The following is a 15,446-nucleotide window of genomic DNA, read 5'->3' on the forward strand; positions in this document are numbered from 1 at the left end:
ATTATGCTCTTGAGTGTAACTGTTCCAGAAAATTTCGCAATAACTGTTTTCCTGAAGATGTCAGGACACTCTCTGGGTGAAACTGGACGCCCTGAATGTGAGGATAGTTCCGGTGTCGCACTCCCATAATGGTGTTATCTTCAACCCAAGCGGTGATTTCTAACACATCTGGGCAAGTCTCACGTTCGATTACCAAACTATGATACCTGGTGGCGGTCAGAGGATTTTCTAATCCCCGGAAAACCCCCACTCCAGTGTGAGACACCTGAGAGGTTTTGCCATGCATCAACTCTGGAGCAGGAATTATTTTACCACCGAATACTTGACCAATGCCTTGATGTCCCAAACAGACACCCAAAATTGGTAATTCTTGTCCTAGCTGTTCAATCAATTCTAAAGAAATGCCGGCATCTTCCGGGCGACCCAGGCCCAGGAGAAATAACTACAGCTTCTGGTTTTAATGCCTGAATTTCGTCTATGGATATCTTGTCGTTACGAAAAACTTTAATGTCATCTGCCACTGGGAACTCTGATGCTAATTCTCCCAAGTACTGCACTAAATTATATGTAAAACTATCGTAATTGTCGATAACTATAATCAAAGCTTATCACTCCTGGTTTTACCACTCATCAGTTGTAAAAAGCATAGATAAGTATCTCATGCTATTTGTTCATTAGGTGTAAAAATAATGCTGACGTAGACGTGTAAGTATAAAGCGGCTACTCTACGGCTACTTTCTAAAGATTATCCAAATCCTTTAGCCAGGATGCTTGGCGCGTTGGCGTAGACCGCACTTCGAGTGAGCTTCAGTGACCATTGTAGACATCGCACGATTTAAATTTTGAATATATTCTGCAAAGGGAATTCGGACAGAGTGTGATTCTCTTAATGAGTCACTTAGCGATGCCTAAATTACGTCTACAAAGCCGATATAATTAACCTTACTAGAGGAGGGAGCAATAGCGTACCTGCTACTAGCATCGCTACGAAAGCAGAGACAAGTACTGCACCAGCCGCACAATCTTTAGCAATTTTTGCCAAATCATGGTATGTCTGCTTAACGGTTAAGTCCACAACAGACTCAAGTGCTGTATTTAGTAACTCTAATGCTAAAACTAAACCACTAGTTATACCAATTACCGCTATTTCCACCGCTTGCAGATGCAAAAAAACGCTTAAAGCGATCGCCATTGCACAAACACTTACGTGGATGCGAAAATTACGTTGAGTTTGAAAACTATAGCTGATTCCAGCCCAAGCATATTTAAAACTAATAAATAAATTAGAGGCTACTTTCCAGGAGAATTCCCGTTCGTTAGACACCAGTGTTTGTAACGAGGTAGGCGTTGGTGATGGAGAAATTTTTTGGGACATAGACTTAAAAACACAAGAACAGAGTTGCTACAGTGGGAATATTCGCCGATCTTAATGGCAGAATTAACTTTGAGGCAATCTTTAAGCAATTTTCCACAGAAGTATTATAAAAGTATTACCCAAAATTAACATTAAGAGATACTTCAATTACTGCTATTCAATGTCAATAGCAATACCTATTGCATTCAGCAATCCCACTTGCTGTTTTAACATTCGCTCCAAACTTTTTTCATCAGGATGATCCCAGCCCAACAGATGCAATAAACCGTGAGCAGCTAACCAAGCTAGCTCAGTTGATAAGCTATGTTCCTGTTGTTGAGCTTGGCGTTGTGCTGTATCTACAGACACAATAATATCACCTAAGTATAATGGGACAGAGGCAAGCATTTCTTTGCTTTGAGGAAAATTCACCTCCAAAGCAGCAAAGGCTAAAACGTCTGTCGGCTTATTTTGCTGACGATATTGAGCATTCAGTTCTTGAATTTGCAAGTCATCTGTCAAACGCAGCCCAATTTCATAACTTGGCGCTGGTGGAATCTGAGGGTGAAGTATTTCCAACCAGTGATTAAACCAGTTTTCCCAAGTTTCAGGGGTAATTCGGGCATCAGTCTCGTCAATTTTTACAGATGTTGTCGGGGACAACTCATAAAAATACTCCTCCACATATAGTTCAACTCTCAGGGGCACACAGTCTCCTTGTCTGAGGTTTACGATTTGTTGTTAAAACTGTCCTAAGTCAATTGGTCATCTGTTCTTTGAAATATAAATGACTAATGACTAATAAAAATCCTCACCAGTTGCGTAATGCTTAGTGAGTGAGGTAAGCAAGACCAACAAGCAGAGCTAAAAGCCCTACAGCAGTCAATCCAAAATGCTTTAGGGAAGTTCCACCCTTGCGCACCATGTTTCGCATGGCGAGTTTGACGTAGCTAGGTTGAGGTTCTGTTGAAGGTGAGTTGCTCATAATTATTTGCCTACAGACTCTTTTATAACTGTAACAGTTGGTCTGGGATAGAATTGCGATCGCCCATATATTGCTAAGGCGTTTCTGTATGAAACGCCTTAGTAATCGGGATGTTATGCCAATACGGTTGGATAAGCATTTTGAACTCAAAATAGGGTTTGGGGAAAAGGGAAATGGGTTTGCGGTTAAAGGTTTTTTATTCCCCTTTCCCCTTTACCCTTTCCCCTTTAACCGAACCGTATTGGATGTTATGCAATGAGCGCCTCTATGCCGAAGTATTTTCTACTAGTTTATTTTCTTGGCGCAGATAAGCTTGGATGAATGTATCAAGTTCGCCATTCATCACATCGCCAATCGCTGTCGTTTCCGTATTTGTACGTAAATCTTTCACCATTTGGTAAGGGTGAAACACATAGTTACGGATTTGGTTTCCCCAAGAGGCTTCTACCATATCGCCACGAATTTCAGCAATTTCTTGGGCGCGTTGCTCTTTGGCTATGACCAACAGCTTTGCTTTGAGGCGATTTAAGGCTTTTTCTTTATTTTGCAGCTGCGATCGCTCTTCTGTACAGCGCACGGCTATACCCGTGGGTAGGTGAACAATCCGCACCGCAGTTTCTACTTTGTTGACATTTTGCCCACCTTTACCACCAGAGCGAGTTGTGGTGATTTCCAAATCTTTGTCTGGAATATCCAATTGCACAGAGTTGTCAATCTGTGGCATCACTTCCACCCCGGCAAAACTGGTTTGGCGCTTGCCGTTAGCATTAAAAGGTGAAATTCGCACTAAACGATGTGTACCCATTTCCGATCGCAAATAACCATAAGCATAGCGACCGGTAATTTCTAGGGTTGCCGATTTTATTCCGGCTTCATCACCCTCCGACTCTTCAGCTAAAGTTACCTTATAGCCGTGAGCTTCGCCCCAACGGGTGTACATCCGCATTAGCATAAATGCCCAGTCTTGAGCATCTGTGCCACCAGCACCAGCAGTAATCGTCAGTACAGCACCTTCCGCATCATAATGACCAGAAAGTAACTGTTGTAACTCCCATTGATCTAGGTCACGATTGAGTTTGGTGATGGTAGATTCGGCTTCTTGGAGTAGTGCCTCATCAGTTTCTAACTCCAACAATTCAACAACTGCCTTAGTATCTTCGAGATTGGCGTACCAGCGATCGTATTGCTGAAGATGGGCTTTCAGATCGTTGAGTTCTTGTAGCGTTTGCTGGGCTTGGGTTTGGTTATCCCAAAATTCTGGCTGTGCAGATATTTTTTCGAGGTCTTGAATTTTAGCTGTCAGTGCAGGTACGTCAAAGATAGTCCTGGGTTTTACCCAGGCGGTTAGACAACGTTTCGATTTCGCGTTTGAGTTCTAAAACTTCCATAGTGCTTGCTGAATGATAGATAGAGCGCTTTGGATTAAGAAATTGCTCTTTATTCTACTTGTGTTTCTTGATTTTAGCTGTAGTTGGGTAAATTTTTTCTGCACTACTTGTATAAGTTACAAAAGTTACTTGAAATTATCAAGCGCTTCTTTACTCACTGAAGTAGCGTGATTTAGCTGTTGCAGATAGGCTTTGATAAACAAATCAATTTTCCCGTCTAATACCTCTGCCGCAGCAAGTGTTTCTACATTGGTACGTAAATCTTTCACCTTGGTGTAAGGATGCAAGATATATTCACGGATGAGCTTGCTGGATAGAGACTTTATTAGCCGAGGTTGAATTTTGTCAATCTGGACACCTTGGGATAGTGCGATAGCAAACAGTTTACTCTTGAGAATAGCTAAGGCTTTCTCTTTGTTTTGCATCTGACTGCGCTCATTATTAGAAAATACACTAATCCCGGTAGGAATATGAAACACCTGTGCCCATGTTTCTGGGCGGTTAACATTCCCCTGATGCCGGGGCAAAGTAATTTCTAAATGCTTTTCTGGAATCTCAAAATCAACAGACTCATCTAAAATCGGGCTGACTTCTACGCTGGCTAGGCAAGTATGCCGTTTGCCATTGCCATGAACAGGAGAAATTCGCTCTATTCTTGCATGAGTTCCTTGTTACGATTTTAGTCAGCCGTAAGCATAACGCCCTGTAATTTCTAGGGTGGCATGTTTGAACCCTCCTAAATCACCTGCTGACTCTTGCACTAGATATACTTTATGATTATGATTTACTGCCCAACGATGATATAGCTGTAATAACATAGCTGCCCAGTCTTGAGCATCTATACTTCCAACCTCAGCCGTAATTGCCAAGAATGCCCCCTTTTGGTCGCAGGGATCGGACAGAAATTGTTCTATTTCTACTGTTTCAAGTTCTTGTTGAAGTTGGGTAAGGTTGCTTTGTGCCTCTTGCAACAATTCCTCATCAGCAGATAATTCTAGTAATTCTAGTGCAGCCTTGATATCTTCTAGAATGAAGTGCGATCGCTGATATTGTTTCTTTTTAGCGTTGAGGAATTCAATTTCTTGAAGTTTTTGATAGAAAGTGACAGAATTATTCCAAAAAGTAAGTTGAGCAATTAATTGATTCAAGTCCTCGATTCTTGCACTGAGTTCTTGCAGGTCAAAGACAGCCTTCAGCTTTGGTCAAGATATTAGACAACCTTTCTACTTCGATTTTGATATTTGAGAGTTCTAGCATAGTTTTACTCACTTTAGGCTGAACTTGTCTACGTATTATACTATTAAAACGATAAAAAACCGTAGTTGCTGAAAATTTAACAGACACCTTGGGCTAGTGCGTAGGCGTAGCCAGCCGTAGGCATCGCAAACAATTTACTCTTAAGAATAGTCAAGGCTTTCTCTTTGTTTCGCATCTGACTGCGCTCTTGATTACAAAATACACTAATTCCAGCAGGAATGTGAACCATCTTTACCTATGTTTCTGTTGCGGAATGTGGGTTTTTAGGCGGCTTAGGGTTGTGTAGCGGTTTGTCATCTGTAGATCCTCCCCCCAAATTGTTTGCTGCTAATCCAAAGTGTCCTGTCTCAAACCACTTAGACTTGAGCAGCGACCCACCAATCATTTGTCAACCCTTCCAATACGTAATCATAAGGAAGCCAACCATAGCCCCCTTCACCCCAATCGGTTCCCCAAGAGTTTCTAATTAGCAATGCTCCTTGTGACCGTCTACTAGCATCAGCATTCTCTATTATCTTATGGTCATCGTAGCCAACTGCAACAACAGCGTGACCTCCTTTTACCTTATCGTTTTTAACTGGATATGGAATATAACCACTTGGGTTTAAATCCTCAATGGAATAATACATAGTAAACCCAAACGCGCAGGGAAAACCAGCGGCTAAAGCTGCTTTAATTCGCAATAATAGTATATATTCTGTAGTGCCTGGAGGATTTAGGCGGAAATATTTCAGCGCTTGATAACTTTGACCAAAAGAGTAGCAAAAAGGGGTTGGTTCCTCATCAAACTTATCTTCTATATAAGGCCAGTACTCTTCTGGGGGTACGCCAAATAACGCCATTGCCTGCATAGTTTGCCGAAGAGATGCTCCTACATCACCTTGACGATGCATGAGATTACGTGTCGCTTTATAAAGGAAAAGCCGAGAAGCATCGACATACCTATCAAAACTTCTTTTCTCAAAGTATTCCATTAAAGCAACACCAGCATGTGCCGTACATGAATCCAATGAGCCTTGGTCTTCAATTGGAGAACACCAAAAGCTTAAATCTACAAATTCTGGCATTAATAAATATACAGTTACCTTCTTGCCATCTTCTTGTTTTTCTCTGATAGATTCCTGTAAATTACCTTCTACCGGAAGTAGTAAATCACTTTGAAATTCTGGGTTTTTATCCAAATATTTTAGTTCATCTTGGAGTTCTGGAAGTATTTGGATGACTGTTTTCAGATTTTTTTGTTGATTTTTTAAATAATTTTCTTCCTGAAGTTGAGGATTATAATTAAGACTAACTTCTAAATTTCTGATATTTACTTCTAAATTTTTGATGGACTGAAATATCTCATCTATCTTCTCTAAAGACTTTTTTAAAGAAGTAGCTAATCTCTCATTTTCATTTTTATCATTATTTGATTCAGCAGAAATTATTTGACAGATATTTTTCAGGGAGCTTTGGAAATTTAAAATTGCTGAAAAAGCTATATATGAAGATACTGGATTTAAATCCCATTCTTTAAATAAGTTTCTTTCCTGTCCTGCTTGAGAAAAAATACTAGATTTTTTCCATAACTTTTGCTGAAAAGCTTCATTTTTGACAGCATCATTAATTAATTGCTGATTCTCTTGTGAATTATTTTCTTTACGAAGAACGTTAACGTATTCTGATTTATCAAACCATTGATCTAGCTTATTTAATACCTCTCTTACTGCTTTTTCAAGATTTCTATGTTGAGCTAAAGGAGAAATTAGTTGAGCAACCAATTTAACTATCATATCAATTGATCGCTTCAATGCATTTTTGTGTTCAGCAATATCAGACTTATTAGTCTTTGTAGCTGGTTGTAATTCTTTTTCAGCATTAGTCTCTGTAGTTGGTTGCAATCCTTTTTCATTAACAAAATCTTCAGCTTGAAATTCAGAAACTTCAAAAACTCTTAAAATGATTTCATAAAGGTTTATGGGTATTGCTAAGGATACAGGTAAAACTTCTCGCCGCTGTTGTTTTTTGAGCGCAACTAGCTCACATAATACTTCTAAGGTTTTTTTCCAATTATCTAGACCATCTACTGCTAGTCCATATTTAGCCTGAAATGATTTGACTGCTGTCTGTGTCTGTAATCCAAAATACCCTGTTACTTGTCCATCAAATTCTCCTAACTCACGTAAAAGCTTTTGTAGTTTTTTAACTCGATCGTCACCGTCAGATTTTTGCTGTTGTGCATTATATCTCTGAAATAGATCATTTAAAGCTTTGCTTGTATGTTCGCAAACTATTCCATAAATACCATCAAAGTTTGAAGCATCATGCCAATGATATTGTGTTTGGAATTCTTGAACCGCATCCTGTGTGAGATAATCAAAGAATCCTATTATTGCCCCGTTATTTTCTCCTAAATTTTTCAGATAACCCAGTTTATTCAGTTTGATTTGAATGGCTTTAATTTCTGGATCAAACATTCCCAACTTTTTAATTGTTTTTTCCGTGCCTTCATATTGAGAAGTTTTTTCTGCTTCTAGACTTTCTAGTATTTCCAAAGTTTGGTTTAAAGTATAGAGTGTTACTTGATCTACAACACTGTCAGTACTGTCATTTGAGACAACACTATCAACACTCTTATCTGAGACACTTGAGAGTCCAAAAATCATCTTGAGTAGTTTTACTGCCTTCTCTGTATTTTTACCAAAGTAACCATATTCCATATATTCTGATTCTGAAACAGCTTCTTGAAACTGAGCAATATTCTCTTGCCACACAGCTCCAAATTTATCCTGATGTTTACTAAATTTCAGTAACTTCTGTTGAAGATTGTAGACTTCTTGACCTGCACAACCAGGAGCTAAAAATATTTGTTCTTTAATAGCCTTGGCGTTGACTAATTTTAAACCTTTACTTATTTTTTTCTCAAAGTTTTTCAGCTTGGGAACAAGTGTTTTTGTGGAAGGTTCCTTTAATTCATTTTTTATTGAATCTAAGAATAGTTTAAATAATTCTTCTAGATTAGTTTGTAAATCATTATCATTACTTATCTGTATATTTTGAACATTCACAATTAACTTCTGATTGATTTCGTCTATGCCGTAGTCTCTAAAATCGGGGTAGTCTGGTATCCAGCCTGTTGCTTTTTTATCCACGGTGATTTCCTCTCAGATTTCTGCTGTTATGGTTATCTATCGTCCTAGTTCTTTTTATGCAAAAAAATATTTAAATTTTATTACTTTTCTTGAAGTATTTAACCACGTGAAATAATAGTGAAAATTGGCAAAATCAGGATTTATTCGGAGTTTTAACTCCATCACAAAGATAGCGATCGCTTTGACCCTGAGAATTATTCGCTAGATAATCATGCAGCCAATTGCACCCACGCCCGATCAAATTATCTAGGGTGAGATTTTCTACATTCCACAAAATAGCTGTACCATCTTTACTGCCAGAAACGAGAGTCTTACCATCAGGGCTGAAACTGATCCCATTCACCTCACCACTATGACCAGTAAGAGTAATAATCAAAGTCCCGTCTCTGTGCCAAAGTTTCACTGTTTTGTCATCACTAGCAGTGGCAATCATCTGACCGTCAGGACTGAAAGTTACTTGCCAGATAGCTGCACTATGCCCATCAAGACTGCGGATCGCCCGACCGTTAAGCTGCCAAAGTTTTACTTTATTATCTGCACCAGCACTGGCAAGGGGTCTGACTATCAGGGCTAAAACTGACGCTGTAGACAGCAGCATTATGGTTGATGGTGTTAAACGGCTGACCTTGCCGATTCCAGAGTTTCACTATCCCGTCATTACTACCAGTGGCAATTATTTTGCCGTCTGGACTAAAAGTGACGTTATAGACAGTAGCGCTATGGTTTAGGGTGTTAATTAACTGACCCTGGCGATTCCAGAGTTTTACTGTTCTATCTTGACCAGCAGTGGCAATTGTTTTGCCGTCTGGGCTGAAACTCACGCTATGAATGCGAATGCGATCGCTATGCTTTAAAGTCTTAAGCAGTTTACCCTGCCGATTCCACAGTCTTACCACCCCTTCGTCAGAACTGACAGCAGCAATTATTTGACCATCTGGGCTAAAATTCACATCCCAGATGTTGTATTCATTAATCTTCAGCGATTTAATCTGCTTACCTTGCTGATTCCAGAGTTTCACCGTTCCGTCATCACTGGCGGTAGCGATCGCTTTCCCGTCGAGTGAGAAGTTGACGCGATTGACACCAGCCTGATGCCCAATAAGAATAGTTTGCCAAGGGCTGTCAATTTGCCATAGTTTCACTGTCCGATCTTGACTAGCAGATGCAAGAGTACGACCATCCAGACTGAAACTCACGCTCTTAACTTCACCACTATGTCCTGTAAAAGTAGTAAGTTTCTGGCCATTTCTCTGCCACAGCGTCACGCTGTTATCCTCATTAGCCGTGGCAAGGGTCTGACCATCAGGACTGAAACTGATGCTGTTGATGGGACTACTTTGTACTTTTGACGTGTTAATAGGTGAAAGCATTTTTCCATCAGTATTCCAAAGTTTCACCGTTCCGTCATAACCAGCAGAGGCGAGGGTATTGTCAGAACTGAAACTCACGCTAGTGACTGTATCGTTATGTCCTTCTAAGGTCTTAAATTCCCTACCGTCTTTGTTCCACAGTTTCACCGTTCTATCAAAACTGGCAGAGGCTAGTATCCGATCGTCACGGCTGAAACTCAAACTATAGACTGGGCCTGTATGCCTGTTGAGCATTTTGAGTTCCTGACCCTGTATGTTCCAAAGTCTCACGATGTTGTCGTCACCACCAGAAGCAAGGGTCTTGCCATCATGACTGAAACTCACAGCCCGAATTCTAGTATTCAGCTTTTTAAAGGTTTTAAGTTCCTTGCCATCTTTCCAGAGTTTCACTATTCCGTCTAAACTGGCAGAAGCAAGGATTTGACTGTCGGGGCTGAAACTTGTACTGACAACTTGATCTTGATGCCCTTTTAAAGTATTCAGCAAACGACCCTGTTTGTTCCAAAGTTTCACTGTTTTGTCTCCACTAGCGGTAGCGATCGCTTCTCCATCGGGACTAAAACTAACGCTTTTGATATAATCGCTGTGTCCTTGAAGGCGTGAGCGCTCTCTTACCCAGTAAAGAGCCTGCCCTAGCACAGTCATAACTTCCGCCCGTTCTTGATTTGGAATGTTGACTTTGGCTGTATCTAGTTCTTTGAGTTGCTTGCCGGCTTTTAAACCTTCTATCAGGGCATCAATCGTATTTCTATTCGAGGTAAAACGTGCGTCTGATGCTGAAATCAAGGCTCGGAGTTCCGATTTTTGTGCTGCTATCCGTTGATTAATAGCTACATTCCACCCTATTCCAGCAACAATAGCCAATCCTGTTGAAACTACAAATCCTGATGTCAGAGCAATAAATCTTGTTCTGTGACGTACCCTCTGGGCTTTACGACTTTCGCCGATGTACTCTTGTTGGAGTGGTGCGATCGAGGGTTCTTTCCCTGCTCCTTGGGTGAACCATTGCTCTGCTTCTTCTAGTTCACTACCTTGTAGTAAGTAACTACTGTTGCGTTTTTTCCGATCCCACTCCAAGGCTTGCACGAGTAAGCGGGTATGCTGTTTAACATAAACTAGATCAGTATCGAGTGCTTTGAGTAATGATTGCAAGGCTTGCTCAAAATTATTACTTTCTTGGAAGAAAATATAGTTAATTTTGGCTAATTCGGGATGAACGCCCTTAACATCCTGCAACACAATTGGCACTAAACGTTTATTATGCTTGAGGGCATATGCAATCTCTTCACCGCAGACTTTAGAAGTGACTGAATTCAGACTAATAATAAAGATAAAATTATCAGCGCCTTCAATTCCTTCATAAATTTCTTTCCGCCAATCTGCCGTGAACGGAATATCCTCCCAGTCCACCCAGACATCTCGCTTATGTTGCTTGAGTGCTTCATAAAGCCTTTTGACGAACTCTTTATCCTTGCGGGAGTAAGAAACAAACGCCTCAGCCATATAATTTTATAAAAACTTAATAACATTTGGATAAAATACTACTTTTATCCTGGTTTTAAAAAATCTATATCCTTTGGAAAAAGAATTAATTGAATGCAAATTTTATATATGATAAATTATTCCACAAATTTTCACTACAACCTTTTTTATCTATTCGAACCACAATTCCCTGTAGGTCTGCACATGTGTTAATGGTGTCAACCTAAGGTTAAAAGGGCGGTTGGAAATTAAAACGATGAAAAAACCGTGGTTGCTAAAAATTTAACCACGGTTTTTGCTTTATAGAACTTTACTTTTGTTAGTGCCTACAGGTAATTAATCACGACCATTGATGGCAATTAGCAACCGCAAGATAAAGACAAACAAGTTGATGTAAGTAAGGTACATCGACAAAGCAGCAGGCAGATATTGGTCATCGTTGTAAGTGCGGGGCAAGATGTAAAAATCGACAACAGAAACCCCAACAAACAGAAATACTCCTAAACCGGAGATGGCGATTTCTAACCAATTTGGCGTGTAAACACCAAACATAGCAAATCCGAATTGGGCAAGGCACACAACCACCAAGGCAATGACACCAAGATTGATGGTTTTCGTCAAAGCCATGCCGTCTTGTTCAGAAAGATTAGAACCAATCTGACGGGCAGCAATAAAGGTGACACCACAACCAAGGGCAGCCAAACCAATGCCTTGAATGCCAACACCTTGGGATCTCAAGGCGACAAATACCAAGCCACTGAGAGTATATCCAGACAACAGGCTGTAGGTTGCCAACAGGGGTAGTGCAAGACCTTTATTACCTTTTTGGGCAACATTTTGGGCAACAAAAAACAATATTAACTCCAAAATCACCGCACCAATGAAGGTGGGAAAGAATATTTCGGGGTTAGTACGGATAATTCCCAAACCGCCGTAGGTTCCTAATGCGGTTAGCAGCAATCCACCACCGACGTAGGGGAGGGCGTTGGCAATCACGTTTGGGCCAACGAGAGCGTGAGATTTAGCCTCACGGATAGCTTCACGAAAATTACTGGTATTGCTCATATTGAAAAACTGTTTTTTAGGAAAACGTTCTGCTTATTCCTATTGTTACCAATCTTTGTGGTTAACAGCCAAGGATTTAATATAGTTGTCAAATCTGAAGCGTATTTGATTGCGTGAAAAAACTCAGTATACTTTTATTCCCTCTTCCCTGTTCCCTCCTTACGCAAATAATTTCTCCGAATCAAAGCGGATTCCTATACTTGCACTCAGTATGACTGATAGATATGAGGTCAGGAATGCATTGTTCAGCATAAATAGCTAGTTTTTGTTGCAAAAGCTAAAGATTATTTACCATTCAACAGTTATATAAAAGCAAAAATCACCTGTAATAGAGGGGTTCGCAAAATCATGCGTACAAATACTGAATTGTAGAGTTAGACCCCTAACAAGTTCAGTGAAACGACGATGGCTTATTCTTCCCTGATTCAGCAAAATAATAACAGCTTAGAAGAAAATATACGCAGCTCCATTTTCTCAGGAATAGGAGTTACAACAAAGGTAATTTATATGGCAACAAGTGAGTCCTCTTTACGAACTGATGGTATAGAATTATTGCACTTGTACCACCAGAATCCTTCTATTAAACTTCGTAATAAACTTGTACAGTTACATACTGGCTTAGTACGGAAAATGGCTCATAAATTCAGCCATCAATGCAATGAACCTTATGAAGATTTAGAACAAATTGGGTATTTTGGTTTGATTAGAGCTATTGAGCGTTTCGATCCTAGCCAAGGATATGCTTTTAGTTCCTTTGCAGTGCCATATATTCGCGGTGAGATGCTACACTTTTTGCGCGATCGCAGTACTTTATTAAAAATTCCCCGTCGTTGGCAAGAATTATACAATGAAGGACAAAAGATTCGCAAGGATTTGTCAATGTCTTTAGGTCGCCCGCCCAAGGATGCTGAAATTGCCAGCCAACTTCGGGTATCTGTACAAGAGTGGCAAGAAACCAAATTAGCTGCTCAAAACCGGATGCCTTTGAGTTTAGATGCAACCGCAGTTAACTATGTTGATTGTCAAATAACCTTGGGTGAGGCACTTCCTTGTCCTCGTTCTCATGTGCTTCTGCAACAAGAAGAAGAACGCCAACAGCTGCAAGGCGCAATCAATATGTTGGAAGAAAAGCCCCGCATGGCAGTTGAAATGGTATTTTTGAAGGAACTTTCTCGCAAGGATGCTGCTAAGAACATTGGTACTAGTCCAATGACAGTAACGCGCTATCTGCAAAAGGGAATTCAAGATTTGATTTGCTATTTACAACCACAAGTAATGCCCACTGGATCGTAGTCATAGCTAAGTCAAAAATCCAATGACTAATGACTAATGACAAATGACAAATTATCTAGATTTTAAATCAGCGATCGCACCTTTGGTCATAGCAGCAATAGCTCGATCTGTCGCTTTCGGCAAATGATAATATTTACCGCCTGCTGTTTGCGATAATTCTTTAGCAAACCCAGTAGACACAAATTTACTTTCTGTATCAATTACTAATAGTTGCATTCCCAAAGCACGGATTCTCGCAGCAATTTCTAATAATTCTCCTTTGATATCTGGCTTTTCTCCTGGTTCTAGCTGTTCGCCCAAAGAACGCGCTAAAGGAATATTACCTCGCCCATCGGTGATTGCTACAAGGACAACTTGCCCAATATCTCCACTTATCTGAGCATTTAAGCCGACGCGCACAGCCTGAGTTAAACCATGTGCTAAGGGCGAACCCCCGCCACAGGGCAACCTTTCCAAACGGTTACGCGCCAAAGCAATAGAACGTGTTGGAGGCAATAATACCTCGGCCTGTTCTCCTCGGAAGGGAATTAATGCTATTTGGTCGCGGTTTTGATAAGCTTCTGTCAACAGTTGCATTACCGCACCTTTAGCTGATTGCATTCGATTCAGTGCCATTGAGCCAGAAGCATCTACCACAAATACTACCAACGCCCCAGCTTTACGTACCAGGCGTTTTGAACGAATATCAGCTTGTTCGACAATAACTTTTCTATCTGGTTGTCTTTCTCTTCGCGCTTTTTGATAAGGAGACGCTGCTCTCAAGGTAGCATCTACTGCAATGCGTCGCGCTTTCCCCTTGGGTAACATCGGCTTAATGTAGCGTCCCCTGTCATCAGAAAAAATGACACTGCGACTACCAGATTTACCTTGCCGCTTCGCCATTTGAGTAAAGTAAAGCACGCTGTCATCAAGAATTACCCCTTCCGGATCGAAGATAAACTCTTCCGGGATGCTGGGAGGTTCTTGCTCTTGATTTTCTTCCTGTTCTTCTTGTTCTTCCTCTTCAGATTCGTCTGGAGGTTCTTCTTGATTCTGTGGTGGAGGCGGAGGCGGAGGTGGTGCTTGATCTGGTGGTGGTGTCTGCACAACTGTAGCGCGTGGTACAATTACCAGTTCCACCGCACGGCGCAAATCTTCGGCATTAACTGTTGTTCGTCCCTCCAAAGCTGCGGCGGCCTTGGCAACCCGCGTGGCGAATAACTCGGCGCGATGTCCTTGAACTCCGCCGCGAATGGACTCATCCACTAAATAGGCAATTTGTTCGTGGGTGATGATTACTTCTTTGAGCCATTCCCGCGCCAAGATGATTTGGGTTTTGAGTGAGTCTAAATCTTCGTTGTACTGTTGGAGGAAGTCTTGAGGAGATTTAGAATAAGCGATCGCTTGATCCACTGCTTCTACTCTTTGATCTAAGCCGAGTACACCGTCAGCAGAGAGGGCGATCGCAATTCTATCTAGCAAATGCTCTCGTAATCCACCTTCTTCTGGATTATAGGTAGCAATAAACAGGGATTTACACGGATGCTGAAAACTAATCCCTTCTCGTTCGATCTGGTTGCGTCCCTCAGATAATACTGTTAAAAGCTGATTTGATATTTGGTCATCTAATAAATTAATTTCGTCTACGTACAGTACACCCCGGTTTGCTGTAGCGAGTAATCCAGGCTGAAAAATAGTATCACCTTGCTTTACCGACTTTTCAACATCTACTGAACCGAGGAGTCGGTCTTCGGTGATACCTAGAGGAATTTGCAAAAAAGGCGCGGGGATAATTTCGACGGGAACATCTTGAATATCTTTGTCTGCGTACTCCGCCAAAAGTTGATCGTCCCATTCTTCTGGGTAGTTGGGGTCACAATTACTAATTGAACCTTTGACAACTTCAATCGGCGGTAGTAGAGCGTGGATAGCACGAGCCATTACAGATTTTGCCGTACCGCGACGACCTGCGATCGCTACTCCTCCCAAACCAGGATCGACTGCTGCTAAAAGCAAGGCTAATTTAATTGCTTCTTGACCGACTACGGCAGTCAAGGGAAAGGCAGTGATGGTGGGATTGATAGTAGGCGCAGGCATTGTTTTTTCAATAGCGAGTCTCGGCCTTTAGCATACCAATTT

At 41.0% G+C, this 15,446-nt stretch carries 10 protein-coding genes and 3 pseudogenes; 1 reads left to right on the top strand and 12 read right to left on the bottom strand.

The features are described 5' to 3' along the window. Nucleotide 1: 1 nt before the first annotated feature. The 11 genes and pseudogenes from NSTCB13_RS19120 to NSTCB13_RS19170 all read right to left on the bottom strand — a co-directional run bounded on the left by NSTCB13_RS19120 (nt 2) and on the right by NSTCB13_RS19170 (nt 12,035). Nucleotides 2-602 (bottom strand): annotated as a pseudogene (locus NSTCB13_RS19120) (anthranilate synthase component II). Nucleotides 603-919: 317 nt separating this feature from the next. Further along, nucleotides 920-1,375: a diacylglycerol kinase family protein gene (locus tag NSTCB13_RS19125; protein WP_445631243.1), complete on the bottom strand. Its 456-nt coding sequence runs from the start codon at nt 1,373-1,375 to the stop codon at nt 920-922. A 153-nt stretch (nt 1,376-1,528) separates the two neighbouring features. Beyond that, nucleotides 1,529-2,056: an rRNA maturation RNase YbeY gene (gene ybeY / locus NSTCB13_RS19130; protein ID WP_448270248.1), complete on the bottom strand. Its 528-nt coding sequence runs from the start codon at nt 2,054-2,056 to the stop codon at nt 1,529-1,531. A 127-nt stretch (nt 2,057-2,183) separates the two neighbouring features. Continuing rightward, nucleotides 2,184-2,339 (bottom strand): DUF3285 domain-containing protein, encoded by a 156-nt coding sequence (locus tag NSTCB13_RS19135; protein WP_094350437.1) that lies wholly within the window; start codon nt 2,337-2,339, stop codon nt 2,184-2,186. Nucleotides 2,340-2,604: 265 nt separating this feature from the next. Further along, a protein-coding gene (prfB, locus tag NSTCB13_RS19140; protein ID WP_448273502.1) for a peptide chain release factor 2 occupies nt 2,605-3,727 on the bottom strand; the annotation gives its coding sequence in 2 pieces (ribosomal slippage) (nt 2,605-3,654 and nt 3,656-3,727; 1,122 coding nt in all). Nucleotides 3,728-3,852: 125 nt separating this feature from the next. Beyond that, nucleotides 3,853-4,984: pseudogene (locus NSTCB13_RS19145) on the bottom strand (PCRF domain-containing protein). Between the two features lie 121 nt (nt 4,985-5,105). Next, a pseudogene (locus NSTCB13_RS19150) lies at nt 5,106-5,219 on the bottom strand (peptide chain release factor-like protein); the annotation flags it as partial. Between the two features lie 121 nt (nt 5,220-5,340). Further along, complete coding sequence (locus NSTCB13_RS19155; RefSeq protein ID WP_448273504.1) at nt 5,341-8,118, bottom strand: peptidoglycan-binding protein; 2,778 nt, start codon at nt 8,116-8,118, stop codon at nt 5,341-5,343. 133 nt (nt 8,119-8,251) lie between these two features. Continuing rightward, nucleotides 8,252-8,716 carry a WD40 repeat domain-containing protein gene (locus NSTCB13_RS19160; protein ID WP_448273505.1) on the bottom strand — a complete coding sequence of 155 codons (465 nt, stop codon included), beginning with the start codon at nt 8,714-8,716 and terminating at the stop codon, nt 8,252-8,254. Continuing rightward, entirely contained in the window at nt 8,649-10,991 is a 2,343-nt protein-coding gene (locus tag NSTCB13_RS19165) for a WD40 domain-containing protein (protein ID WP_448273507.1), read from the bottom strand. The genes NSTCB13_RS19160 and NSTCB13_RS19165 overlap by 68 nt, the downstream gene beginning before the upstream one ends. A gap of 315 nt (nt 10,992-11,306) precedes the next feature. Further along, a complete protein-coding gene (locus NSTCB13_RS19170; protein WP_448273509.1) occupies nt 11,307-12,035 on the bottom strand; it encodes a Bax inhibitor-1/YccA family protein in 729 nt (242 codons plus the stop codon). A 507-nt stretch (nt 12,036-12,542) separates the two neighbouring features. Between NSTCB13_RS19170 and NSTCB13_RS19175 the strand changes: the two genes are divergently transcribed. Then, nucleotides 12,543-13,328, top strand: a complete 786-nt coding sequence (locus NSTCB13_RS19175; RefSeq protein WP_445631237.1) for an RNA polymerase sigma factor SigF — start codon at nt 12,543-12,545, stop codon at nt 13,326-13,328. A gap of 51 nt (nt 13,329-13,379) precedes the next feature. On the opposite strand, the gene bchD is transcribed toward NSTCB13_RS19175, so the two are convergent. Further along, nucleotides 13,380-15,404 carry a magnesium chelatase ATPase subunit D gene (gene bchD, locus NSTCB13_RS19180; RefSeq protein WP_445631236.1) on the bottom strand — a complete coding sequence of 675 codons (2,025 nt, stop codon included), beginning with the start codon at nt 15,402-15,404 and terminating at the stop codon, nt 13,380-13,382. Nucleotides 15,405-15,446 lie beyond the last annotated feature (42 nt).

It is taken from the genome of Nostoc sp. DSM 114160, assembly GCF_053470305.1.